Origin of the sequence: Mesorhizobium sp. RIZ17 (assembly GCF_051127865.1) — a bacterium.
Lineage (GTDB): Bacteria > Pseudomonadota > Alphaproteobacteria > Rhizobiales > Rhizobiaceae > Mesorhizobium > Mesorhizobium humile.
The window spans coordinates 3,459,775-3,484,779 of record NZ_CP147861.1 but is presented as its reverse complement, the minus strand read 5'-3'; the positions used below and the strand labels follow the sequence as shown (position 1 = coordinate 3,484,779).

Here is a 25,005-nt window from a genome sequence, read left to right as displayed (position 1 = left end):
TGTTGCAAAGTCCGGGCCTGACATGTCTCTTTCCGGGAAATGCCGGAGGGGCTTTAGCTATGACGAACAATATCGAATTCGACGCCGTTTCAAATTCCTGGAACGAGCACACCAGCGCTGGTGAAAATCATATCTCGACGGGTGTCCAGGTCGCGCAGGCGACCACCGGCCAGGCGGCAAGCGAACCGGTGCCGGTCGACGTCGGCAGCGGCGCGCCGGCGCAGGGCGCGGCCAATGCGCCGGCGGCAAACCAGCCGGCGGCCGATGCGAACGCCCCTGCCAACGCTCCGGCTTCGAATGCCGCCCAAGGAAACGCGCCGGCCGCAAACGCCGCGGCTTCGAACGTTCCGCATGAATATCACGCCGATGCCGGCAATGTCGTGAAGCTGCCCGCCAATGTCTCGATCGACAACATCAAGGTCGACGGACACAATCTGGTGCTGGTGCAACCCGACGGCTCCGAGATCGTCATCAAGGACGGCGCGCTGAACGTGCCGACCTTCATCCTCGGCGATGTCGAGGTGCCGCGCGTGGCGCTGATCGCCGCGCTCGAGGCCAGCCATGTCGATGTCGCCTTCGGCGCCGACGGCTCGATCTCGGCCGGCGGCAATGGCTCGCCAGGCAGCGCGGGCGGAAATTTCGAACATCCCGCCGGCGGCATCGGCGACGGCTTCGGCCTGAGCGCATTGCTGCCGCCCACGGACCTGGCGTTCGGCCAGCCGGAGAATAGGGAGCTGTTCCCGGGGCTCGTCGACAGGGGCGTTTCCGTCGTGGCGATGTCGCTGCTCAGCCCGACCGAGGCGGCCAGCGAAACCGGCTTGAACGGCGGGCCGCAACAGTCGCCCGGCAGCGACGCGCCGAGCAACGCGGAAACGTCGAGCAATGGAACGATCACCATCGACGCGCCAGACGGCATCGGATCGATCGTTATCAACGGCGTTGCCGTCACTACCGTCGGACAGCAGATCCAGGGCCAGTTCGGCTATATCACGATCGTCTCGCTGAACACGAGCACCGGGGTCGTCGAATACAATTATACCGTCACCGAATCGGTCACGCATCCCATACATACGGACGGGTACGACCAGAACGACACGGTTCCGGACAATTTCAGCATCACCGTCACGGATTCCGACGGCGACACGGCCAGCACCACATTTGCCGTCGCCATCATCGACGACGTGCCGACGGCGGTCGCCGACGTCGACAGCGTAGCGGCCGGCCAGCTCGGCCCGGCTACCGGCAACGTGCTGCTTGGCGGCACCGATGCGGGCGACACCAACACGACGGACGGTGTCGCCGACGTCCAGGGGGCCGACGGCGCGAAGGTGGTTGGCGTTGCCAAGGGCACGACCAATGCCGATCTGGATGACACGAGCACACTCGATGTGCAGGTCCAAGGCGCCTACGGCAAGCTGACGCTCCACGCTGACGGCAGCTACACCTATGTGCGCGACGCCAACACGCCCGGCGGTGTCAACGATGTCTTCACCTATACGATCAAGGACGGCGACGGCGACACTTCGCACACCACGCTGACGATTTCGATCGGCAATTCGACGCCGGAGATCAGCGACCTCACGCCCGAGGCCAATGGCGGCGACGTCGTCGTCAATGAGGACGACCTCTTGGCCGGCCGAGGCTCCGGCGAATCAGCCGGTTCCGACACATCGAAGGAAAGCACCACCCAGGGCGGCACCTTCACCATCCATTCGCCCGACGGCATCGCCTCGCTGAACATCGGCGGACACGACTTCATCACCAATGGCCAGTTTACCGGCGGTTCCTTCACGACGGCGCTCGGCAACACGCTCACGGTGACGGCCTACAATGCCGCCACCGGCGAGGTGAGCTACACCTACACGCTGGTCGACAACGAGGCGCACGACCCGATTCAGGGCACCAACAGCCTGTTTGAGAATTTCGACGTCACGCTGACCGACATGGACGGCCAGAGTGCCAACAGCACGCTCTCCGTCAACATCGTCGACGATGCGCCGACGGCTTCGGCCGAGGCCTCGCAGAACGTCACCGAAGGCGCGACTGTGACTGGCACGCTGGACTTCGTCGCCGGCGCCGACGGCGCAACGGTGACGCACATCAACGGCACCGCGCTGGTCTTCGATCCCGTCACCCACTACTCGCAGGCGATCGACATCGGCGCCGGCACCATCCAGGTGAAGGCGGACGGCTCCTACTCGTTCACGGCCGATGCATCGGTCAACAACAGCTCCGGTCCGGTTGCGGTCAGCGCCACCTACACGGTGACCGACGGCGACGGCGACACGGCAACGGCCGGCATCGCCTTCGCGGTGACCGACGCCAACCACCCGAGCACAGGCACCGCCTCGGCCTCGGTCGACGACGACGGGCTTGCCGGCGGCAATCCGGCAAGCACCACTGGCGACATCGCCGTGCCCAACACCGATGGCGACAACAACGAGGCGACGTTCTCGGGCACGCTCGGCGGCAGCGTCGGCGGCGACGGCGCGGGCGCCAACGGCTTCTCGTTCGCCGCCCTCAACGGCACCTCCGGCACCGTCGGACAAGAGAGCGTCACCTACAGCTGGAATGCCGCCAACGACACGCTGACGGCAACCGGCCCGCGCGGCGCCCTGTTCACCGTCCATGTGACGGACCCGGCAACCGGCGCCTACACCGTCACGCTGCTCGACAACGTGCTGCAGGCGCAGGGTCCGAACGACGAGAACAACGCCACCGTCAATCTCGGCTACACCATCACCGACGCCGACAACTCGTCCACGACCGGCACGCTCACCATCACCTTCAACGACGATGCGCCGACGGCTTCGGCCGAGGCCTCGCAGAACGTCACCGAAGGCGCGACTGTGACTGGCACGCTGGACTTCGTCGCCGGCGCCGACGGCGCAACGGTGACGCACATCAACGGCACCGCGCTGGTCTTCGATCCCGTCACCCACTACTCGCAGGCGATCGACATCGGCGCCGGCACCATCCAGGTGAAGGCGGACGGCTCCTACTCGTTCACGGCCGATGCATCGGTCAACAACAGCTCCGGTCCGGTTGCGGTCAGCGCCACCTACACGGTGACCGACGGCGACGGCGACACGGCAACGGCCGGCATCGCCTTCGCGGTGACCGACGCCAACCACCCGAGCACAGGCACCGCCTCGGCCTCGGTCGACGACGACGGGCTTGCCGGCGGCAATCCGGCAAGCACCACTGGCGACATCGCCGTGCCCAACACCGATGGCGACAACAACGAGGCGACGTTCTCGGGCACGCTCGGCGGCAGCGTCGGCGGCGACGGCGCGGGCGCCAACGGCTTCTCGTTCGCCGCCCTCAACGGCACCTCCGGCACCGTCGGACAAGAGAGCGTCACCTACAGCTGGAATGCCGCCAACGACACGCTGACGGCAACCGGCCCGCGCGGCGCCCTGTTCACCGTCCATGTGACGGACCCGGCAACCGGCGCCTACACCGTCACGCTGCTCGACAACGTGCTGCAGGCGCAGGGTCCGAACGACGAGAACAACGCCACCGTCAATCTCGGCTACACCATCACCGACGCCGACAACTCGTCCACGACCGGCACGCTCACCATCACCTTCAACGACGATGCGCCGACGGCTTCGGCCGAGGCCTCGCAGAACGTCACCGAAGGCGCGACTGTGACTGGCACGCTGGACTTCGTCGCCGGCGCCGACGGCGCAACGGTGACGCACATCAACGGCACCGCGCTGGTCTTCGATCCCGTCACCCACTACTCGCAGGCGATCGACATCGGCGCCGGCACCATCCAGGTGAAGGCGGACGGCTCCTACTCGTTCACGGCCGATGCATCGGTCAACAACAGCTCCGGTCCGGTTGCGGTCAGCGCCACCTACACGGTGACCGACGGCGACGGCGACACGGCAACGGCCGGCATCGCCTTCGCGGTGACCGACGCCAACCACCCGAGCACAGGCACCGCCTCGGCCTCGGTCGACGACGACGGGCTTGCCGGCGGCAATCCGGCAAGCACCACTGGCGACATCGCCGTGCCCAACACCGATGGCGACAACAACGAGGCGACGTTCTCGGGCACGCTCGGCGGCAGCGTCGGCGGCGACGGCGCGGGCGCCAACGGCTTCTCGTTCGCCGCCCTCAACGGCACCTCCGGCACCGTCGGACAAGAGAGCGTCACCTACAGCTGGAATGCCGCCAACGACACGCTGACGGCAACCGGCCCGCGCGGCGCCCTGTTCACCGTCCATGTGACGGACCCGGCAACCGGCGCCTACACCGTCACGCTGCTCGACAACGTGCTGCAGGCGCAGGGTCCGAACGACGAGAACAACGCCACCGTCAATCTCGGCTACACCATCACCGACGCCGACAACTCGTCCACGACCGGCACGCTCACCATCACCTTCAACGACGATGCGCCGACGGCTTCGGCCGAGGCCTCGCAGAACGTCACCGAAGGCGCGACTGTGACTGGCACGCTGGACTTCGTCGCCGGCGCCGACGGCGCAACGGTGACGCACATCAACGGCACCGCGCTGGTCTTCGATCCCGTCACCCACTACTCGCAGGCGATCGACATCGGCGCCGGCACCATCCAGGTGAAGGCGGACGGCTCCTACTCGTTCACGGCCGATGCATCGGTCAACAACAGCTCCGGTCCGGTTGCGGTCAGCGCCACCTACACGGTGACCGACGGCGACGGCGACACGGCAACGGCCGGCATCGCCTTCGCGGTGACCGACGCCAACCACCCGAGCACAGGCACCGCCTCGGCCTCGGTCGACGACGACGGGCTTGCCGGCGGCAATCCGGCAAGCACCACTGGCGACATCGCCGTGCCCAACACCGATGGCGACAACAACGAGGCGACGTTCTCGGGCACGCTCGGCGGCAGCGTCGGCGGCGACGGCGCGGGCGCCAACGGCTTCTCGTTCGCCGCCCTCAACGGCACCTCCGGCACCGTCGGACAAGAGAGCGTCACCTACAGCTGGAATGCCGCCAACGACACGCTGACGGCAACCGGCCCGCGCGGCGCCCTGTTCACCGTCCATGTGACGGACCCGGCAACCGGCGCCTACACCGTCACGCTGCTCGACAACGTGCTGCAGGCGCAGGGTCCGAACGACGAGAACAACGCCACCGTCAATCTCGGCTACACCATCACCGACGCCGACAACTCGTCCACGACCGGCACGCTCACCATCACCTTCAACGACGATGCGCCGACGGCTTCGGCCGAGGCCTCGCAGAACGTCACCGAAGGCGCGACTGTGACTGGCACGCTGGACTTCGTCGCCGGCGCCGACGGCGCAACGGTGACGCACATCAACGGCACCGCGCTGGTCTTCGATCCCGTCACCCACTACTCGCAGGCGATCGACATCGGCGCCGGCACCATCCAGGTGAAGGCGGACGGCTCCTACTCGTTCACGGCCGATGCATCGGTCAACAACAGCTCCGGTCCGGTTGCGGTCAGCGCCACCTACACGGTGACCGACGGCGACGGCGACACGGCAACGGCCGGCATCGCCTTCGCGGTGACCGACGCCAACCACCCGAGCACAGGCACCGCCTCGGCCTCGGTCGACGACGACGGGCTTGCCGGCGGCAATCCGGCAAGCACCACTGGCGACATCGCCGTGCCCAACACCGATGGCGACAACAACGAGGCGACGTTCTCGGGCACGCTCGGCGGCAGCGTCGGCGGCGACGGCGCGGGCGCCAACGGCTTCTCGTTCGCCGCCCTCAACGGCACCTCCGGCACCGTCGGACAAGAGAGCGTCACCTACAGCTGGAATGCCGCCAACGACACGCTGACGGCAACCGGCCCGCGCGGCGCCCTGTTCACCGTCCATGTGACGGACCCGGCAACCGGCGCCTACACCGTCACGCTGCTCGACAACGTGCTGCAGGCGCAGGGTCCGAACGACGAGAACAACGCCACCGTCAATCTCGGCTACACCATCACCGACGCCGACAACTCGTCCACGACCGGCACGCTCACCATCACCTTCAACGACGATGCGCCGACGGCTTCGGCCGAGGCCTCGCAGAACGTCACCGAAGGCGCGACTGTGACTGGCACGCTGGACTTCGTCGCCGGCGCCGACGGCGCAACGGTGACGCACATCAACGGCACCGCGCTGGTCTTCGATCCCGTCACCCACTACTCGCAGGCGATCGACATCGGCGCCGGCACCATCCAGGTGAAGGCGGACGGCTCCTACTCGTTCACGGCCGATGCATCGGTCAACAACAGCTCCGGTCCGGTTGCGGTCAGCGCCACCTACACGGTGACCGACGGCGACGGCGACACGGCAACGGCCGGCATCGCCTTCGCGGTGACCGACGCCAACCACCCGAGCACAGGCACCGCCTCGGCCTCGGTCGACGACGACGGGCTTGCCGGCGGCAATCCGGCAAGCACCACTGGCGACATCGCCGTGCCCAACACCGATGGCGACAACAACGAGGCGACGTTCTCGGGCACGCTCGGCGGCAGCGTCGGCGGCGACGGCGCGGGCGCCAACGGCTTCTCGTTCGCCGCCCTCAACGGCACCTCCGGCACCGTCGGACAAGAGAGCGTCACCTACAGCTGGAATGCCGCCAACGACACGCTGACGGCAACCGGCCCGCGCGGCGCCCTGTTCACCGTCCATGTGACGGACCCGGCAACCGGCGCCTACACCGTCACGCTGCTCGACAACGTGCTGCAGGCGCAGGGTCCGAACGACGAGAACAACGCCACCGTCAATCTCGGCTACACCATCACCGACGCCGACAACTCGTCCACGACCGGCACGCTCACCATCACCTTCAACGACGATGCGCCGACGGCTTCGGCCGAGGCCTCGCAGAACGTCACCGAAGGCGCGACTGTGACTGGCACGCTGGACTTCGTCGCCGGCGCCGACGGCGCAACGGTGACGCACATCAACGGCACCGCGCTGGTCTTCGATCCCGTCACCCACTACTCGCAGGCGATCGACATCGGCGCCGGCACCATCCAGGTGAAGGCGGACGGCTCCTACTCGTTCACGGCCGATGCATCGGTCAACAACAGCTCCGGTCCGGTTGCGGTCAGCGCCACCTACACGGTGACCGACGGCGACGGCGACACGGCAACGGCCGGCATCGCCTTCGCGGTGACCGACGCCAACCACCCGAGCACAGGCACCGCCTCGGCCTCGGTCGACGACGACGGGCTTGCCGGCGGCAATCCGGCAAGCACCACTGGCGACATCGCCGTGCCCAACACCGATGGCGACAACAACGAGGCGACGTTCTCGGGCACGCTCGGCGGCAGCGTCGGCGGCGACGGCGCGGGCGCCAACGGCTTCTCGTTCGCCGCCCTCAACGGCACCTCCGGCACCGTCGGACAAGAGAGCGTCACCTACAGCTGGAATGCCGCCAACGACACGCTGACGGCAACCGGCCCGCGCGGCGCCCTGTTTACCGTCCATGTGACGGACCCGGCCACCGGCACCTATACGGTGACGTTGCTCGACAACGTGCTGCAGGCACAGGGCCCGAACGACGAGAACAACGCCACCGTCAATCTCGGCTACACCATCACCGACGCCGACGGCTCGACGGCGCCCGGTACGCTCACCATCACCTTCAACGACGATGCGCCTACGGCGCTGTCTCCCGAGACGGCAGTTCTCATCAACGCGGTCAACAGCATCGCGACATTCGATCTGGATTGGGACGCCAACATCGACAACAATGTCGGCGCTGACCAGCTTGGGTCCATCAGCTTTGCCAACGTCGTGAACGGCCAGCAGGCCACCGGCGTAATAAATGGAAGCACAGTCAATCTGACGTCAGGAGGTCAGCCTATCCTGTTGTACCTCGTTGACCATGACAACAATCCTGCCACCCCGATGCAGTTGCAGGGGTGGACCGGCGGCCTAGGCACCGGAACCGAGATCTTCCAGATCACGCTGCAGCCAGACGGAAGCCTGGCGTCTAGTTCTGACCATTACCAGGTTGAAGTGTTCGCCGCGATTGGCGCCACAGAGCAGACGCACATCGACAATTTCTCGGCGCTCGGCTCGAACTCGCAGCAATTCAAGGCCCTAGACGTGGCGGGAACCACCCAGGACCTGCTGTTTTCCGGTTACGTAACCCAGGCAAACGGAACGAGCAATGCGGCAACAGGATCGGCGGTCTCGGCGAGCACAACTGGGATTGGTGTTGGCAATAACTCCATGAACGACGGTGACAATCTACGGATCGATTTCGTCAACGATCTGACCGTCTCAACTGGCAACAACAACACCTATGACTACTCGACTCACTATAATGTCAACGACTTCCAGTTTGCCATTGTACAGGTGAATGGCAGCCCGCCAGCGGACTCGATCGAAACCTGGGTGCGCATCTATAACGCAGGCGATGACGATCCAAACACCAACACCGCAGCGGATGCAGCAGCCCTTGCGAACGACGCTCAGCTCACCACGATCACGGATATCAAAGTGAACGGCGTGAGTTTGAACCTTGCTTCGTTGACGACGGATGGACACGGCGGATATTTGATCACAGGCCTAGATCTCCACGACACCGTTCTCGTGACGGCCTCTGGAAGCGGCTATGACAGGATTGAAATCGAAAATGCCATCGCCCCTGGAACCTCAAGCCTTAACGGAGAGTCGTTTGATATCGGAGCCTTTGCGTTTGTCACGACCGTCACAAACGTCCCATCGGTCGAACTGAACTTCGACCTTCTATTGAAGGATGCGGACGGGGACACTTCCACAAGTTCGCTGGCAGTCGATTTGCTCTCCTCGGGCAGTGTAACGAGCGACCATTCGAGTTCCGGCTCGGGCGTGACCGAGACCGCTGCAGCAGGAGTAATAAATATCATCGGCTCGGATTTTGCAGATTCCTTGACCGGCAATGGCTCGAACAATGTCCTAGCTGGGATGAATGGAAATGACACCCTGCATGGCGCCGGTGGAAATGATTTGCTCATTGGCGGTCTCGGCGACGATACCCTCTACGGCGACGACGGAAACGACATCATCTACGGCGGGTCGGGACTTAACCACCTAACCGGCGGCGCGGGCGCGGATACGTTTGTGATCGATGCATCCAAGCTCACGGTCCACGTTGCCGATGTCATCGCAGACTATACACCCGGCCAGGACGTTATCGACCTGTCAGAGCTACTTAAATCCCTTGGAGGCGACGCGCCGACTACTGATCCGCAGGTAGGCGACTCAGTCAACGTCACCTTCTCAAACGGCGACGCTCACGTGATGGTCGACGACAACGGTACCGCTGCCGGGGGCAACATGGTCGAAGTGGCAACGCTGACAGGGGTTGGTGTCGGATCTACGATTAGTATCCTTTACGACCACAGCCAGCCAGCGCATACGGAAACTGTGACTGTTTGATCAACGCACCGATAGAACAAACGTGATGGCTCAGTTGACGTAGCGCTTGGTCACACTCCCATGCTATGCATAAGCAACACGTGAATTCGTAATCTGGAGAGGGGCTTACATGAGACATTCCGCAAGATTGCTGGCTTCGGCCGCGGCGCTGCTGCTCGCCGGGTCGACGGGCTTCGCCGCCGATATCATCGGTGAGCCGGCGGTGAATTATTGCCGCACCGTCGGCACCTCGGACCTGGTGCTGACCGACAACATGGTCGAGCTCAAGGACCATGTGGTGAAGTTGATGGACGAGTCGGTCGCCGTCGCCAACAGTCCGGAATGGATCAACTCGTCGCGCCCCGCCTTCGTCTGGGCTTCGGAAGCCAAGGTCGCCTGCGGCATGGCCTATGGCTACCTCAAGACGAACTACAAGGACGAAGACACGCTCAACAAATGCGAGTGCTTCCACGACCGCATGGTCGAGTATATGCATTGAGCTGACGGGCGTGCGCTGCGCCGACCGGCTGCAATGATGACGATGCAAGCCCGGGTGGAGGCGCACGCCTGCGCGGCCACGGCGCCGGTTGCCGCGCATACCGGCATGATGCGGGCGACTGATCTCCGACGCGAGCGTTGGCGAGCCCTGGCCCTGGTCTTTGCCGTTGCGGTGGCGGCGTCCGGATGCCAGTCCAAGAGCGGCGCATCGGACGTGCTCGATCCATCGGCGATCGCGGCGCCCGCCGGCCAGGCGGGAGTTCCCGCGGCGCCCGCCCAGCCGGCATTGGCCAGCGCGACGTCGGACCGCCCGACCTCGGCCGCCGCCGCGAAGGCCAATCTGACGTTCGGCACGGGGCCGACCAAGGTGGCCATGCTGCTGCCGCTTTCGGCCCCCGGAAGCACGGGCGAGAACGGCCGAAAGATGTATGACGGCGCGCGGCTGGCGATGGCCGATCTCGGCGACAAGCTCTTGACGCTGACGATCCAGGATACGCGCGGCGACAGCGCCAACGCCAAGGAGCTTGCGGTGAAGGCGATCACGTCGGGCACGGCGAAGGTCGTCATCGGACCGTCCGAGCTTGCGGCGGCGCAGCACATCGCCAAGCTCTCCGGCTCCAAGCGGCCGCCGGTGCTGGCGCTGGCCGACAATTTCACCGGCGGCCCCGGCGTCTATTCCGTGCGGCTCAGCGAAGCCGACAGCGCCGCGGCGGGCGCGGCGGCGATCGCCGGCAAGGGCGCCAGGAAATTCGTGCTGATGGTGCCGGCGGGCGCGGATTCGAGCCCCATTGAATCCCGAGTGGCCAATGCGCTCAGCATCTATGGCGCCACGCTTGCCGTGACGCTGCCCTATTCGGCGACGGATGGCGGCGCCAAGGTGGTGTCCGACATGGGCTCGCTGGTCGAGGCGCCCGACGCCGTGGTCGTCGCCTGCGGCGACGGCAGCCCTATCGCCGTGCTCGCCGCGCTGAAGGCGAAGGGCATTCCAGGCAAGGCCGTGACGCTGATCGGCACCGACCGCTGGCTCGAGCGCCCGATGGATCCGCTCTATGAGGGCGCCTATATCGCGACGCTCGACGAGGGCGAGACCGGACCGATCGCCGACCGCTTCAAGACGACCTATAAGTACCAGCCGGACGTCAACGTGGCCTATGCCTACGACATGGTGGCGCTGAGCGCGGGCATAGCGAGCTCGGCCGGACCCGACGGCTTCAACAAGCAGATACTGGAGAACACGACCGGCTTCCGCGGCTCGACCGGCCTGTTCCGCTTCCGCGCCGACGGCTCGAGCCAAAGGTCGATGCCGTTTTTCAAGGTGGAAAAGGGACAGCTGAAGCTGGTGGAGAAATCGACGTCGGGGTTTTAGCTCTTAGGCTTGGGGGGCTCGTTGGATTTTCTTAGGAAGCTATTCGTTTTGGCTGCTCTCTGCGCGACAGCGGCAGGGGCGGTTGCCCTCATCGAACGCTTGGTGTTTGACTCGCCAAAACCGGCTACTTCAGGCGACGCGCCGGAGAAAAAACCGGTACCGCAACGCAGATGGCGCCTGACTTAGTTAAGCGGCTTCTGAGCCAGCGCGCATTCGGATGGATGATATCGGAGACATTGCCATATCGCCTTGGACAAGCGCCGACTGGAGAACACGAGCGGCTTCGGCGGCTGGAGAGACCCGTTCCGTTTACATGCCGACAGGTCAAGCCAGAGGTCGACGCCCTTCTTCAGGATCGAAAAGGTCAGCTAAGGCTGGCGGAGAAATCGACGTCGGGGTTTAGGGGGGCTTGCTAGCTTGCGGCTATCAGGGCGACGGGCCGCCGGGGTAAATCGGACAGCCATCCGGCCAGTACCCAGATGGCCGGTGTCGCCAGCATCGAAGCGTAGCCATCCACGGCGTAGTGCCAGGCCAAATGCACAGAGCCCAGCTGAATTGCGATCAAAAAGGCAACGCCGAACCAGCGCAGTAACCCGCCAAAGCGCCAGAGATAGATCGCGTTCAGGGTAGCCACGGCAACATGCAACGAAGGAAACGCAGAGATGCCGCTGCCCAGGCGCGGGCCATGCAATCCCGCATTGGCAAGGAGCAAACGCTGAGCGTCAAGGGCCCAAACAGGATAGACTTTGTTTGTCGCCTGGAGAGAATTCATCAAGGACAGAAACGTGGAATCATTGTAAAAGCTCATAACAAAGGCCGGGCCCACCGAGGAAAAAAGTACTGCAGCAACGTTACCCAAAACGGCCCAAATGAGGACAAACGCTACGAGGTATTGGGAACGGACTCTCTCATTTTCAATTGTAAAAGTTACGCAAAACAGAATTGTAAGCATAATTATAAACCAAAGGTTATATAGAAAATTCAAACTGAATATGATAAACGCAGTCCCAAAAAATTGGCCTAATATCCTCCACGCATCAATTCCGCCGTGAATAATTCTATCGAATTCTATAAGATATTTATCTGCATAAAACGGAACTATACGACCGATGCCATCCTTCATGCTGGTAAATAAAGAAAAGAAGATCGGAAGGACCAGCATGACGGGCAGGCCAATGATTAGCCGCTCAGGCAGCTTGTGAACCAGCAGGCGATCACGGATGGCGGGATAGAGACGCGGCGGTCGTTCGAGCATGACGCGAACGGAGATGACCGCGAACAGGATAACTGTTACGCCAAACCCGAAGAGTAAAAAGGCATCGCTGTATATCTGGATGTCAACTGGGATATGCCAATGGGCAGAGGCGATAACTGCAGCCAATGCGTAAAGCAAAACCACGAAGAGGAAATGCCTGTTGGAATGCCAACTCTTCCAACTATCATTGAATCCCATAGCGTTCATGACCGACTAGTTGAGCTGCTCCAGTATCCCTGAGCTGGTTGCCACTATCAGGGCATGATACATCTGCATTGCCAGCGCACAGATCGCGGCCATTGAGATCGGCACGCCGAAGGGCACGATCCCTTTGCGGTCCATATGCTGCACATAGTGGCGGAACATCCCCGCCGGCAGCAGGAATGGATTCTTGATCACAACCGCTGTGGCGACTGCGAAAGCCAGCAGCAATATGGAAAAAACGGCGAGATTGCCTCCGCCAATCAGAAATGGGGTGACGCTCATCAGCTTGACGTCGCCGGCGCCGATCTTGCGCAAGAGCCAGAATGGAAAGAGCGCCAGGAACAGGGCGAGGCCGCCGAATGCGCTCAGGCCCATATCCAACCATGAGTGAGTTTGCAGCGACTGGAATTGCAGAACTCCGAGGCCAAGGCAAAGCAACAGCAGCACGTCTCGGTTGGGTATACGCTGTGTGGAAAAATCGATCCAGGCAATGCGCCCGAGCAGCAGGATTGCCAGCCCCTGAAAGACAAGCGAAGCGGTCACCAACATGGGTCGCCCCTACCGCTCGATATTCTGCACGCTGGACGACAGCAGTTTCAGATTGTTGGCGACCGTCGGATCGTTTGGTGCCAGTTCATAGGCCTTGAGGAAGTTGCTGCGCGCGTCCTGCAACTTGCCGCGCAGCAGATAGGAATAGCCGAGGTTGTTGTAGTATTCCGGCGTCGCGCCGAGCAGCCGGTAAGCCCGGCCATAGGCCATGTCGGCCAGATCGAAGCGGCGGATGCGGTCGCACGAGGCGGCGAGGCCGAGCCAGGCGACGCCGTCATTGGGCGCCAGCCGCGTCGCCTTGTAGAAAAGGGCGCCGGCGTTGCCGTAGTTTTCGGAACGGAACTGGGTCTTGGCTTCGGTGATCGCCTGGTCCGAAGCGTAATAGTCGACATCGCTGACGGTCTTCAGCCCGTCGAAGGCGTCGCCGAAGGCGGTATAATCGCCTTTGGCGGGCTCGTTGGTGCGCACGACGCCGCCCGTGGAGTCGTTCGTTTGGCAACCGGCTAAGAAGATCAGCAGCAGGCTGGTCGCGACTGCGAGGCGCTTTGTCATTTTGTGTCCCACGAGTCCCCGACTCTATTTTAGAAGATAATCATATGGCGGATCAGAAGAAAGTGCCTTTCATGCGAATGATCACTGGCAGCATGACAACCATCATGACGACCGGGAAAATGCACAGGCCGAGCGGTATCATCATCTTGACCGGCAAGGCGTTGGCGCGCTCTTCGGCCCGCAGGATTCGCTGGCTGCGCATCTCAGCACTGTAGACACGTAAAGCGTCGGTGAGGCTGGTGCCGAGCTCTTCCGACTGCCGGAACAGCACCGCCAACGCCTTTGCCTCATCCAGTCCGATACGATCGGCAAGCTCGCGCAAGGCATCGCGCAGTGGCTTGCCTGCCCGCAATTGCAGATTCATGATCGAGAGCTGGATGCCCAGCCATTTGTGCGTGCTCGCCATCTCCTGGCTCACACGCTCGACCGCGGCCTCGAGACTCATGCCCGCATCGGCGCAGGTGATCATCATGTCCATGAAATCGGGAAAGGAGCGACGGTAAATCTGCTTCTGCGTGTTTTCGAAGCGGTCGAGCATGATACTCGGGATGACGATGCAGCCGAGGCCGATCAAACTCGCGCCCGCGACGGTGAAGAAGCCAGGTAGCCGCGGCGGCATGATTTTCGACAACAGGGCATACATGATCAGAAAGCCAGCGGCGACGGCGCCTAGCCGGCAAAGTGTGTAAATCAGAGGCGCGCTCGCGTGATAAAAGCCGGCGCGAAAGAGCTTGGCTTCGAGAGCGTTCGGCTCGTTGCGCTCCTTCTCGATCGATTTGAAATAGGCGTCGACAGGCTTCTGCGCCGCGATCTTAGCGCGCTGGTCTTGCCCAAGGATCGAGCGCGGGTCTATACGCGCATCGCCAACCAAACTGTCAGTTACAAGCCTGCGCGTTTGCATTGCCGGGAGGAATACCAACGCCCCGAACAGGAACATGGCAACCGCCGCCACGAACACGGCGACTGAGACCAGGAAAATCAAATCATCGGTGTTGGAAAGCAGATTTATGGCTCACTCCTAGAAATCAAAAGCAACCATGCGATACATGATGTAGTCGCCTAGCAGCGCCCAAAAGCCGAATGTCAGGAAGACCGGCAAGATTACAGGATTTCCCCAGACTTTTCCGTAGTATGACGGCGAAATAATCTGGAGTATCAAGAACATTGCGATCGGGAAGAGCGAGATGATCCACGCGGATGCGCGGCCCTCAGCCGAGAGCGCCCTGATCTTCAATCTAAGCTTCTGTCTCTCGCGCAGCACGGATGAAAGGTTAGAGAGTATCTCGGTAAGGTTGCCGCCCGTCTTCGATTGGATCGACAGCGACACCGAAAGCAGGTGAAGCCCTTCAAAACCCACCCGCTCCGACAATTTCCGCACCGCCTGCTCCATGCTCAATCCGAAGGTGATTTCGTCGGCGACGATGCCGAATTCCGTGCCAAGCGGATCCGGCATTTCGCGGGCGACAAGACCAATAGCGACGGAGGCGGGATGACCGGCGCGCAATGAACGCACGATCATATCCAGTGCATCGGGCAATTGGCCTGCAAACTTCTGCACCCTTTTCCTGCGGGCCCGCCGCAAGATGAGAAGCGGCAGCGCAAAGCCAACCACAAGGAAGACGATAAAGGCCGCCGGCGCAGCGAGGCCGACGAAGAACCAAAGGAGCAGTGCCAGCGCCAGGCCGGTCAGGAAAAACGATGTTGCGAAGGTCAGTGGATTTCCGGTAACGCCGGACTGGGTGTACAGCCGATTAAGCCAAACAAAGCCGGAGATAAAGTCGCCGGAATCGGTCAGTCCGCGTTCGCGCAACAAACCCTGCAATGCCCGTTCCGCCGGTGCGTCATCGGCGATACGGCGAAGCCGATGATTGACCGCGACCCGACGCGAACGCCGGCCTGCCAGAGAGAGATAGAAAGCCTCACCGGCAAGGATGACCGAGGCGGCCGCAACCACATAGATAAAATAGAGTAACGCCTGTCCCGTCAGCATCACAGGGCGACCTGCGGATTGAAGGCGTCTTTGGCAAAATGAAGTCCAAGCGTAGCGGCCTCGGACGCAAAGCGCGGGCGGACGCCGGTTGCGCGGAAATCGCCGATAATCGTGCCGTCGGCGGCAACATCGCGCCTGACATAGTGATAGATTTCCTGCAACTGCACGACGTTACCTTCCATACCGGTGATCTCCGAAATGGAGACGACTCGCCGTCCGCCGTCAGAAAGGCGCTGCGTCTGCACGATGATGTCGATGGCCGAGGCAATCTGCGCACGGATCGATTCATGCGTCATCGGCAACCCAGCCATTCCGATCATCTGCTCCAGGCGCGAGATGGCGTCACGCGGCGTATTCGCATGGATGGTGGTCATCGAGCCTTCATGGCCGGTGTTCATGGCCTGCAGCATGTCGAAGGCTTCCTCGCCGCGCACTTCGCCAACGATGATGCGGTCGGGGCGCATGCGCAGGGCGTTCTTAACCAGCTCCCGCTGGCGGATCTCGCCCCTGCCCTCGACATTGGGCGGGCGCGTCTCCAGCCGTCCGACATGCGGCTGCTGCAATTGCAGTTCCGCCGCGTCCTCGATGGTGACCAGACGTTCCTTTGACGGAATGTAGCTCGACAGGGCATTGAGCAGCGTCGTCTTGCCGCTGCCGGTGCCGCCGGAAACCAGGATCGACTTGCGCGCCTGCACCGCTATCCTGAGCATATCGATCATGGGCTGGCGGATCGAATTCAACGCCATCAGGCGTTCCAGCGAATAGGGGTTCTTCGAGAATTTGCGGATCGAGACCAATGGGCCGTCGACCGAGACCGGCCGCACAGCAATGTTGACGCGCGAGCCGTCCGCTAGGCGGGCATCCGCCATCGGCGCGGATTCATCGACCCGGCGACCGATGGCCGAGACGATCTTGTTGATGATGCGCAGCAGATGCGCTTCGTCGCGAAAGCGAATCGAGGTTTGTTCGATCAGGCCGCGACGCTCTATGAACACCCGCTCATGGGTGTTGATCATAATGTCGGTGATCGATTCGTCCTTGAGCAGCGGTTCGATCGGCCCGAGGCCGAGCATCTCGTCGGCGGTGTCGCTGGTCAGTTGATCGAGCTCGCGGGCATTCAAGGGCACGTTCCGGCTTCGCACGAACTCGCGCACGATCGGCCGAATCTCGTTCAGGATTTCCTCCTTTGACGCAGTTTCCAGCGCCGACAGGTTGAAACGATCGATGAGATGGCGATGCAGCTCGACTTTCAAGGTCAGGAAGTCGAGATCTTGCGGTTCGGCATCCGTTGCGATGACCGAGGCCGCCCCATTCGAGATCGCAACCACGGGCGGCGCCTGCAACGCCCGCTGCTCACTTGGCCCTTTGATGAAGCGACCCAACATGCCGCCTACCCCTTTTGATTTCCCCAAGCCGGAAACTAAGCGTTAACCACAAGGGGCACAAGCGGTCTGACGCCAAGGTGCGCGCATTACTTGTGACATAGTTAAGAAAGTAGTTGCGAAACAACATAACTATTTTTGACTTACCCTTCGCACCCAGACCAAGGTCCTAAGACCTTTGCCGTGACCAGTGCCACTTAAGTCCGCCAACGCATTAGATATACTGAATTATGTCGGATTTCTAATACGTCAACAGCGCGATCCAACCGTGGCATAATTGTGAATGAATGGTTAAAATCACTTGAAAAATGAGGCGAATCAAGCCCTTGTCGCAATTGAGAAAGCCTCAGATCGAGTATTGAAAGGTTAAGCTTCCGTTAATCCGTTTGACACTGCTTTTTCGCGCGACCTAGGATTGAACGTGACGGGGGATGCTTGGGTATGGGGTTCATTCCTTGGCTCTGTCTCGTCGGGTTCAAACCTCCAAAGGGAGAAATTGGCATGAACAAGCTCATGACGATGACCCGGCAGTTCCGCGACGATGAAAACGGCGCTGCTATGGTCGAATATTCTATTCTGATCGGCATTATCGCAGTGGCGGCGATCACCGCCATCGTCGGCATCGGCGCCTATGTGACTCATCAGTTCGCGACCCTCTGCACGACGCTGAAGGCCCATCCAAACGGTGCAACGATCACCTGCTGATAATCTGGATACGGGGCCGGGTAGAGCTCGGCCCCTATCATTCGCATATCCAAGGAATGAACATGAAGGGTGGTATGGGTACGGGGGTTTGCCCCAGGCGCTGCCTCATCGTGTTCAAACTTCCAAAGGGAGAAATTGGCATGAAGAAGCTCATGACGATGACCCGGCAGTTCCGCGACGATGAAAACGGCGCTGCCATGGTCGAATATTCCATTCTGATCGGCATTATCGCCGTGGCGGCGATCACCGCCATTGTCGGCATCGGCGCCTACGTGACTCATCAGTTCGCGACGCTCTGCACGACGCTGAAAGCTAATAGCGGGACGGTGATCAGCGCCTGCTAGCAACTCTGTTCCGGGGCTAGGTAGCGCCCAGTCCCGGATCGTCTGTTCCATTTTCGGGGGCATCGGGGCTCATGCGTGCCAATACATTGATCATGATCGTCCTCGCCGGCATATTCGGCGTACTGGCGGTTGTACTCGTCAATATCTGGCTTGCTGGCCAGCGGAACGCATTGGCGCAGTCCAATGGCGTGCAGATCAGTTCGGTCGTGGTCGCGGCGGTGCCACTGAAATTCGGCGATGCGCTGAGCGCCGACAAATTGCGCGAAATTGCGTGGCCGGCGGGAGCCGTGCCGGCAGGGGCCTTCGGAACTATCAAAGAAGCGATGGCCGGCAACGGCGCGCGCCAGGCGCTGCAATCGATCAGCGCCAATGAACCCATTCTCGCCGCCAAGATTACCGGGCCGGGGCAGCGGGCGACGCTGTCGGCCGTGCTTGGCGAAGGCATGAAAGCGGTTTCCATCCGCGTCAACGACGTACTCGGCGTCGCGGGCTTTGTCTTTCCAGGCGATCGAGTCGATGTTTTGTTGACCCGAAACGTTCGCGGCGACGACGGCGTCGACAAGAGTTTTGTCGACGTGCTGTTGCAAAGCGTGAAAGTGCTCGCCGTCGACCAGGTTGCCGACGAGAGCAAAGACGCCCCGCAAGTCGTGAAAGCAGTCACGGTCGAAGTGAGCACAAAAGACGCCCAGAAGCTGACACTGGCAGCGGGCGCCGGCCAGTTGTCGCTGGCTTTGCGCCAGGCTGCCGGCAGCAAAGGTGAGACGAATGAAAGGGTCACCCTGGCGGACCTGACCGGCGACACGCCGGAGGATGTCGCCAAGCGCCAGGCTGAACTTGACAGGCAGGCAGCCGAGGAAGCGGCGCGCAAGCAGGCCGACGAGAAGATAGACGGACTGGCCAAGGCCGTGGAACGAGTCGGCAGCCAGATCGACCAGATGAGCAAGACAAAGCCGGTTACGGTCGTGGCCGCCGCTCCCCAGGCGCAGCCTCAGGTGAAGGAAGTGATCAAATACGTCCAGCCGGAACCGCCGAAGCAAGCGACAGTCGGTGTGTTCCGTGGTATCAAGCTGGAAACATACGAAGTGCCGCGACAAGACTGACGAGGGTCGGTGCGGCGGGGCTGCCATTGGCAGTAAGCGGGGAGACGGGGAATGAACGGGTTTTGCGTAAGGATAGCGGCGGTCGCGCTATCCTTGTTGATTGCACCGGCGATGCTTGGCCATCCGGCCAGGGCGGCTGACCGGTTTATCGATGTGTCGAACCCGTCGCTGCACCGCGTGTTCGTGCCGGTCTCGCAATCGACCACGATCACAGTCAATGCGACGCTGGGCGATATCGTGGTCGGCGACGAGAAGATCGCCGACGCGCAGCCGATGACCGACAAGACGCTCTACATCATCGGCAAGAGCGTCGGCACCACCACCGTCAATCTGTTTTCCGAGGACAAGCGCTCACTTGGCGCCATCCAGATCGAGGTCGGCCAGGATGTCAGCGACATGGCGGTCGCCATTCGCCAGGTAGCGCCAAAGGCGCGCATCGAGATCGGCTCGATCAACGGCAAGGTTCGCCTGAGCGGTCACGTCAAGGACGCCGCGACGTTGGCATCCATCGTGGAAGTCACCCAGCAATATGGTCCGGACGCCATCATCAATGCCGTGACGATCGACGACAGCGAGCAGGTTAATCTGTCGGTACGCATTCTGGAGGCCAAGCGCAATGCGGGTCGCGATCTCGGCGTGTCGTTCAGGAGCAAGAACAGCCGGGGCACGACGGTTGTTGGGACTGGCGACGCCACGGTCGACAAGGACGGTACCGTGCTTGGAACCGGCGATCTGGTCAGCGGGCTATTGTCAAACACCAACCCATTCGCAGCGCTCATCACCCGCATCATCGATAGCAACATCAAGGTCGACCTCATCATCGAGGCGCTGGAAGCGAAAGGCGTCGTTCGTACGCTGGCCGAACCGAACCTCACCACGGTCTCCGGCGAAACGGCCAGCTTCAACGCCGGCGGCGAAGTGCCGGTTCGCAGCGTCAATGCGCAAGGCGAAGTCGAGATTGTCTTCAAGCAGTTCGGCGTCAATTTGAACTTCACGCCGGTGGTGCTGGACGACGGCAAGATCCACATCAAGCTGGCGCCGGAAGTCAGCGACCTGACCGGCTTCACCAGCGCGGGCGACCCGATCTTCACCAACCGCAAACTGTCGACGGTGGTCGACCTGCGCGACGGCCAGAGCTTCGCGGTCGGCGGCCTGCTTTCGAGTAAAAACACCATACAGCAAAACCAGGTGCCGTGGCTCGGTCAGGTCCCGATCGTCGGCGCGCTGTTCCACAATTCGAGCACGGCGAAGGAAGAAACCGAGCTGGTCGTCATCGTCACGCCGCATCTCGTGCGGCCGGTGAAGCCCGGCGAGCAGTTGGCGACGCCATTCGACAAGACAAGGCCCGCCAACGATCCCGAACTCATGCTGCTCGGCCAGCTCGAAGTCAGCAAGGACATGATCCGCATGTATGAGCATGGCGAAGGCGTCACCGGACCCTATGGCCACATGCTGGATGTCAAATCGAAGGACAAGCTGCTCTATGTCAAAAAGTAAGCTCCTGCTCGTCCTTCTCGGCAGCAGCCTCCTTGCGGGCTGCGCGGCCGACTATCTTAACAATTACGACACGATGACGCTGGCATCGGGCGACTCGCAGAAGGCCAATCAGCTGCTGCAGACGGTCGATCCGTACAACCCGGCTTCGAACAACACCAAGATCGAAGGCGACGGCGCCCGGTCTGTCGGCGTCGTTCAAAAATACAAGCTTCCGCCGAGCGGATCGGCAGCACCAGCGACGAACATGACAGTCAATGTCGGGCCGTCGAGCGCGCCGATCGTAACGAACTAAACAGAAGGATGCAGCGCGTCGGGCGCGCGAGGACACCCGACACGAATGGAGAGTAGGTCATGTTGGGGACCATTCGTGAATTCTGGCGCGATCAGCGCGGCGTAGCAATGATCCTTGTCGCCATCATGCTGCCGGTGCTTGTCGGCTTCGCCGTGCTGGCCCTCGATATGAGCCGCGCGAACGGCCTGCACAACGATCTGCAAAAAGGTGTCGATGCGCTGGCGCTTGCCGGCGCGGCGGAGCTTGATGGCAATTCGGATGCCTGGACGCGAGCAGAGAGAGCGCTTGGCAACCTGGTTTCCAACAATACCATATTCGCCGATGCAGGCGTCGTGACCTTGCCAGGCACGGGGAGCGCCACGGTCAATCCGACCTATTCCGCATGCCGGTCGAGAGGCCAGATCTCCTGGTGCTTCCTTGCGAGCATTCCCGCAAGTGATTCCTCTCCAATCACTTCGGCCAACTATGCAGCATCGGCGGCTGCAACCAAGTTCATCCAGGTGACGGCTCAACCGGAGAGCTTCACCGCCATGTTCCCCGTTTCTTACCTCTCGGGCAGTTCGGCCAACAGCTTCAATGTCGGCGCGGAAGCCGTCGCAGGCTTCACCAACGCGCTGTGCCAATTCACGCCGATGTTCATCTGTAATCCGTACACCTCCCTCGGTGCCCTCCAGACGGCCGTTTCGGGAACAAGCAAGCCGATGGTCTGGCTTAAGGAGCAGACCGGCGGCAACAGCGCTCAGTACGGGCCGGGAAACTATGGCTTCCTATCCTCCCCTGAAGGCGACAAGTCCACGGCAACACTCACTGAGATGTTCGCCGTGACAAACCCACCGGCTTGCTACAGCCAAAACGGCGTGACAACTCGCCCAGGCAACATCCCTCCGGTGAACACCGGCATCAACACCCGTTTCGATCTTTTCGACAACAGCGGACCTTACAAGACCGATCCGACCGTGAACCCCCCGGCGCCCAATGTTCGCAAAGGCATGGTTGCCTCGGGCTCAGGGAAGAATTGCAGCTATTCCACTCCGAGCAGTGGGCAAGCGAAGAACTACATGGCGCTGCCTAGGGATAACTGCTTCTACAATGGGGGCTGCACACAAGCCGGCGTCCTTGGAGATGGGACTTGGAATTTCTACGGCACCTCGACCAGTCCAGGATACTGGGACACCAATTATCCGAAAGACACATCCAAAGGACAGATCGTAAAGAATGTTTGCGGCAACAACCCCAGCAGATATTGCGTGTATAATTATGAGGTTCAGCACCAATCCGACGCCGCGCTGAGGACCAGCTTTGAGCAGACCGCCCCGGCGTGTAACACAACCACGCAAAGTGCTGACAGGCGGCTGCTCTACGTCGCGATCATCGACTGCGGTGCCAACAATGTGCAGGGCGGCGGACAGACCTTGCCCGTCCAGGCCTTCGCCAGCATGTTTGTCACCGAGCCAGCGGGAGGCTCGCCCAACGCCGATATCTATGCCGAATTTGAGGACATCAGCACCTCGGTCGGCCAGAACACCCTGAAAAAACTACAGCGCAACGAAGCGCAGCTTTACCGGTAAAGCCATGCTGGCCGCGCTCAAACATATCATCCAGCGTTTTAACAGCGACGTCGACGGAGCCGCCTTGGTCGAAGTGGCTATCGTGACGCCGTTCGTGTTGTTGCTGGCCGGCGGCGTGTTCGAATTCGGCAACATCCTGAACACGCGCATGCTCCTCGACGCCGGCGTCAAGGATGCGGCTCGTTATATGGCGCGTTGCAGCAGTGATTGGGATACATGCAAGGGGCTGGCACAGACGCTTGCGGCCAACGGGGCGATCAACGGCACCAGCGCTCGGGTGAGTGGATGGCTGCCAAGTCAAGTTACAATCACCCCGGTATCATCCACTCCAGCGATCGATCCCGCTACCGGTACTGAACTTTACCTCAGCAGCACCGCCAACGTCGTTGTCGTGGAGGTCAGCACATCCTATCCCTATCCGGATCTCGGCTTCTGGTCCTATCTCGGTTTTGGTCAAATCAGCCTGTCCGTGTCCCATCAGGAGCGCGTCTTCGGATGGTGAGGCTGCCACACAAATTTTGGGCGAGCCAATCAGGGTCGACGATGGTCGAGATGGCCATTGCCATGCCGATGCTGCTGACGCTGCTGCTCGGCTTCGTCGATTTCGGCTATGCCTTCTACCAATGGAATGCCGCCAACAAGGCGGTGCAGGTCGGAGCAAGACTGGCGCAGATTTCCAATCCGGTCGCAAGTGGGCTTTTGCTGGAGGCAAAAACGCCCAGCAACTCGCTGGACGTAGGCAACCCTGTCCCGGCCAATACCTATAATTACATCTGCACAGCCAGCGCTGCAGGAGTTGCCTCGTGCACCTGCGGATCGGGGGCTACATGCCAGGACCTAACCGCAAACCAGGCGGCCTTCGACTTCATTTTCAACGGCAACAGTAGCCGACCTGGAATGCAGACATTCCTGCCATTGCTGGCCAAATCCGAAGTGCAGATCCAGTACCAGGCGTCCGGCCTCGGCTACTGGACCCGCCCCAACGGCCCCGTCCCAACCATAACCGTCAGCATCGTCAATCATCAATTCAAATTCTTTTTCCTGGCCGGGTTGCTCGGGTTCAACAACATCACCATGCCCTCCATGCTGAGCACGGTCACGGGCGAAGACATGAAGAGCACTTTCCCATGAACGCCATCGACACCAGAGTTCTCCCGACCAAGCGAAAGCAAGTGGCGCTGTTTTCCGCCGATGCGAATTTCAAGCGCGATGTCACCACGCGGCTCGACGCGCTGGCGATCTATGACGTCAGGATCTCGGACGCGGCGGAGTTCCTGAAGGGGCCGCCGGCCGACAGCCGGCCGGGCATCATCATCCTCGATCTCGGCAATGGCGAGCTGCTCGGCAATCCGGCGATCGTCGAGGCGCGCGCGGCCTGGGCGTCGGTGCCGCTGATCGCGATCTCCGACGAGCTCACCTCCGAGCAGACGCGCGTCCTGGTGCGCATGAACGCGTCCGACTGGCTGCACAAGCCGCTCGACGCCAAGGAGCTGCTCAACGCCGTCACCTTCCACGACACGGGCAGCCAGGGCACCAAGAGCCGTATCATCACCTTCATCGCCGCCAGCGGCGGCGCCGGCGCCACCACGCTGGCGATCTCGGCGGCGGAGCACCTTGCCTCGAAATCGGCCGAGCGGGCGGCCTCGACCTGCCTCGTCGACCTCGACTTCCAGAGCGCCAATTGCGGCGCCTATCTCAACCAGTTCAACCAGTTCGACCTCTCCGGCATCATCGGCCAGCCGGACCGGCTCGACGTCGAGCTGATGGACGTCATCAAGCTGTCGCGGCCGTCCGGCCTCACGCTCTATTCCTTCGAGCGGCCGCAATTGCCGTTCGAGCCGCACGGTTCCGACTTCGTCTTCAGGCTGCTCGATCTCGTCGCCTACCGCTTCGACGACATCGTCATCGACCTGCCCAATATCGAGACGCCGTGGCACGATTCGGTGCTGCGCACGAGCGACGAGATCTTCATCGTCTTCGAGCTCAACGTCGCTTCGCTGAGACAAGGCAAGCGGCTCCACAAGAAGATCCGCGAGTTGCGCGGCAACAAGGTCAGCATCACGCTGGTCGCCAACAAGCACAAGCGCAAATGGTTCGGCAACCACTTCTCGCGCAGCGAGCTGGAGAAGATCTTCAAGGCGCCGAACATCAAGTCGCTGGCGCTGGACAACGCGCTCTTGGCCGACGCGCTGAACCGCGCCATCCTGCCCTCCGAGGTGGACGGGCGCGCGCGCTTCAACAAGGACTTGAAACGCATGCTCAAGGAGCGGCTGGACAATGCCCAGCGCTAGAGCAATTCCAGGAAAAGTGCGAAGCGGTTTTCCGTCCG

General features: G+C 61.7%; 18 protein-coding genes. 12 read left to right on the top strand and 6 right to left on the bottom strand.

The window, feature by feature from the left end; translation table 11 throughout:
• Positions 1-59 precede the first annotated feature (59 nt).
• The 3 genes from WDX12_RS16670 to WDX12_RS16660 all read left to right on the top strand — a co-directional run bounded on the left by WDX12_RS16670 (position 60) and on the right by WDX12_RS16660 (position 11,238).
• A complete protein-coding gene (locus tag WDX12_RS16670; RefSeq protein ID WP_434721249.1) occupies positions 60-9,395 on the top strand; it encodes an Ig-like domain-containing protein in 9,336 nt (3,111 codons plus the stop codon).
• Positions 9,396-9,504: 109 nt separating this feature from the next.
• Entirely contained in the window at positions 9,505-9,873 is a 369-nt protein-coding gene (locus WDX12_RS16665; RefSeq protein ID WP_040989379.1) for a hypothetical protein, read from the top strand.
• A gap of 108 nt (positions 9,874-9,981) precedes the next feature.
• Entirely contained in the window at positions 9,982-11,238 is a 1,257-nt protein-coding gene (locus tag WDX12_RS16660; protein ID WP_434725650.1) for a penicillin-binding protein activator, read from the top strand.
• A 412-nt stretch (positions 11,239-11,650) separates the two neighbouring features.
• Here WDX12_RS16660 and WDX12_RS16655 read toward each other — a convergent pair whose 3' ends face one another.
• The 6 genes from WDX12_RS16655 to WDX12_RS16630 all read right to left on the bottom strand — a co-directional run bounded on the left by WDX12_RS16655 (position 11,651) and on the right by WDX12_RS16630 (position 17,173).
• A complete protein-coding gene (locus WDX12_RS16655; protein WP_320298791.1) occupies positions 11,651-12,700 on the bottom strand; it encodes a phosphatase PAP2 family protein in 1,050 nt (349 codons plus the stop codon).
• Positions 12,701-12,706: 6 nt separating this feature from the next.
• Positions 12,707-13,246, bottom strand: coding sequence for a prepilin peptidase (locus WDX12_RS16650; RefSeq protein WP_320298790.1), 540 nt, complete (start codon positions 13,244-13,246; stop codon positions 12,707-12,709).
• A 9-nt stretch (positions 13,247-13,255) separates the two neighbouring features.
• Positions 13,256-13,798, bottom strand: coding sequence for a tetratricopeptide repeat protein (locus WDX12_RS16645; protein ID WP_434721248.1), 543 nt, complete (start codon positions 13,796-13,798; stop codon positions 13,256-13,258).
• 52 nt (positions 13,799-13,850) lie between these two features.
• Entirely contained in the window at positions 13,851-14,735 is an 885-nt protein-coding gene (locus WDX12_RS16640; protein ID WP_430699311.1) for a type II secretion system F family protein, read from the bottom strand.
• Between the two features lie 81 nt (positions 14,736-14,816).
• Positions 14,817-15,788 carry a type II secretion system F family protein gene (locus WDX12_RS16635; protein ID WP_320298788.1) on the bottom strand — a complete coding sequence of 324 codons (972 nt, stop codon included), beginning with the start codon at positions 15,786-15,788 and terminating at the stop codon, positions 14,817-14,819.
• Entirely contained in the window at positions 15,788-17,173 is a 1,386-nt protein-coding gene (locus tag WDX12_RS16630) for a CpaF family protein (RefSeq protein WP_320298787.1), read from the bottom strand. Before WDX12_RS16630 ends, WDX12_RS16635 begins: the two co-directional genes overlap by 1 nt.
• Positions 17,174-17,671: 498 nt before the next feature.
• Between WDX12_RS16630 and WDX12_RS16625 the strand changes: the two genes are divergently transcribed.
• The 9 genes from WDX12_RS16625 (at position 17,672) to WDX12_RS16585 (ending at position 24,967) form a co-directional block, all read left to right on the top strand.
• Positions 17,672-17,875: a Flp family type IVb pilin gene (locus WDX12_RS16625; protein WP_320298786.1), complete on the top strand. Its 204-nt coding sequence runs from the start codon at positions 17,672-17,674 to the stop codon at positions 17,873-17,875.
• Between the two features lie 140 nt (positions 17,876-18,015).
• Positions 18,016-18,219, top strand: coding sequence for a Flp family type IVb pilin (locus tag WDX12_RS16620; RefSeq protein WP_434721247.1), 204 nt, complete (start codon positions 18,016-18,018; stop codon positions 18,217-18,219).
• A gap of 71 nt (positions 18,220-18,290) precedes the next feature.
• Positions 18,291-19,319, top strand: coding sequence for a Flp pilus assembly protein CpaB (cpaB, locus tag WDX12_RS16615; protein ID WP_320298784.1), 1,029 nt, complete (start codon positions 18,291-18,293; stop codon positions 19,317-19,319).
• A 51-nt stretch (positions 19,320-19,370) separates the two neighbouring features.
• Positions 19,371-20,816, top strand: coding sequence for a type II and III secretion system protein family protein (locus tag WDX12_RS16610; RefSeq protein WP_320298783.1), 1,446 nt, complete (start codon positions 19,371-19,373; stop codon positions 20,814-20,816).
• Positions 20,803-21,108 carry a hypothetical protein gene (locus WDX12_RS16605; RefSeq protein ID WP_320298782.1) on the top strand — a complete coding sequence of 102 codons (306 nt, stop codon included), beginning with the start codon at positions 20,803-20,805 and terminating at the stop codon, positions 21,106-21,108. The genes WDX12_RS16610 and WDX12_RS16605 overlap by 14 nt, the downstream gene beginning before the upstream one ends.
• A gap of 59 nt (positions 21,109-21,167) precedes the next feature.
• Positions 21,168-22,676 carry a TadE/TadG family type IV pilus assembly protein gene (locus tag WDX12_RS16600; protein WP_320298781.1) on the top strand — a complete coding sequence of 503 codons (1,509 nt, stop codon included), beginning with the start codon at positions 21,168-21,170 and terminating at the stop codon, positions 22,674-22,676.
• Positions 22,677-22,680: 4 nt separating this feature from the next.
• The gene (locus WDX12_RS16595) at positions 22,681-23,178 is read left to right on the top strand and encodes a TadE/TadG family type IV pilus assembly protein (RefSeq protein WP_320298780.1); all 498 of its coding nucleotides are present in this window, start codon (positions 22,681-22,683) and stop codon (positions 23,176-23,178) included.
• Positions 23,179-23,219: 41 nt separating this feature from the next.
• Positions 23,220-23,807, top strand: a complete 588-nt coding sequence (locus WDX12_RS16590; protein ID WP_434721246.1) for a TadE/TadG family type IV pilus assembly protein — start codon at positions 23,220-23,222, stop codon at positions 23,805-23,807.
• Positions 23,804-24,967 (top strand): AAA family ATPase, encoded by a 1,164-nt coding sequence (locus WDX12_RS16585; RefSeq protein ID WP_434721245.1) that lies wholly within the window; start codon positions 23,804-23,806, stop codon positions 24,965-24,967. Before WDX12_RS16590 ends, WDX12_RS16585 begins: the two co-directional genes overlap by 4 nt.
• Positions 24,968-25,005 lie beyond the last annotated feature (38 nt).

What these genes read in the sequence shown, in the direction of transcription:
- WDX12_RS16670 (WP_434721249.1), top strand. Translation starts at nt 60, where the DNA reads ATGACGAACAATATCGAATTCGACGCCGTTTCAAATTCCTGGAACGAG.
- WDX12_RS16665 (WP_040989379.1), top strand. Translation starts at nt 9,505, where the DNA reads ATGAGACATTCCGCAAGATTGCTGGCTTCGGCCGCGGCGCTGCTGCTC.
- WDX12_RS16660 (WP_434725650.1), top strand. Translation starts at nt 9,982, where the DNA reads ATGCGGGCGACTGATCTCCGACGCGAGCGTTGGCGAGCCCTGGCCCTG.
- WDX12_RS16655 (WP_320298791.1), bottom strand. Translation starts at nt 12,700, where the DNA reads ATGAACGCTATGGGATTCAATGATAGTTGGAAGAGTTGGCATTCCAAC.
- WDX12_RS16650 (WP_320298790.1), bottom strand. Translation starts at nt 13,246, where the DNA reads ATGTTGGTGACCGCTTCGCTTGTCTTTCAGGGGCTGGCAATCCTGCTG.
- WDX12_RS16645 (WP_434721248.1), bottom strand. Translation starts at nt 13,798, where the DNA reads ATGACAAAGCGCCTCGCAGTCGCGACCAGCCTGCTGCTGATCTTCTTA.
- WDX12_RS16640 (WP_430699311.1), bottom strand. Translation starts at nt 14,735, where the DNA reads ATGTTCCTGTTCGGGGCGTTGGTATTCCTCCCGGCAATGCAAACGCGC.
- WDX12_RS16635 (WP_320298788.1), bottom strand. Translation starts at nt 15,788, where the DNA reads ATGCTGACGGGACAGGCGTTACTCTATTTTATCTATGTGGTTGCGGCC.
- WDX12_RS16630 (WP_320298787.1), bottom strand. Translation starts at nt 17,173, where the DNA reads ATGTTGGGTCGCTTCATCAAAGGGCCAAGTGAGCAGCGGGCGTTGCAG.
- WDX12_RS16625 (WP_320298786.1), top strand. Translation starts at nt 17,672, where the DNA reads ATGAACAAGCTCATGACGATGACCCGGCAGTTCCGCGACGATGAAAAC.
- WDX12_RS16620 (WP_434721247.1), top strand. Translation starts at nt 18,016, where the DNA reads ATGAAGAAGCTCATGACGATGACCCGGCAGTTCCGCGACGATGAAAAC.
- cpaB (WP_320298784.1), top strand. Translation starts at nt 18,291, where the DNA reads ATGCGTGCCAATACATTGATCATGATCGTCCTCGCCGGCATATTCGGC.
- WDX12_RS16610 (WP_320298783.1), top strand. Translation starts at nt 19,371, where the DNA reads ATGAACGGGTTTTGCGTAAGGATAGCGGCGGTCGCGCTATCCTTGTTG.
- WDX12_RS16605 (WP_320298782.1), top strand. Translation starts at nt 20,803, where the DNA reads ATGTCAAAAAGTAAGCTCCTGCTCGTCCTTCTCGGCAGCAGCCTCCTT.
- WDX12_RS16600 (WP_320298781.1), top strand. Translation starts at nt 21,168, where the DNA reads ATGTTGGGGACCATTCGTGAATTCTGGCGCGATCAGCGCGGCGTAGCA.
- WDX12_RS16595 (WP_320298780.1), top strand. Translation starts at nt 22,681, where the DNA reads ATGCTGGCCGCGCTCAAACATATCATCCAGCGTTTTAACAGCGACGTC.
- WDX12_RS16590 (WP_434721246.1), top strand. Translation starts at nt 23,220, where the DNA reads ATGGTCGAGATGGCCATTGCCATGCCGATGCTGCTGACGCTGCTGCTC.
- WDX12_RS16585 (WP_434721245.1), top strand. Translation starts at nt 23,804, where the DNA reads ATGAACGCCATCGACACCAGAGTTCTCCCGACCAAGCGAAAGCAAGTG.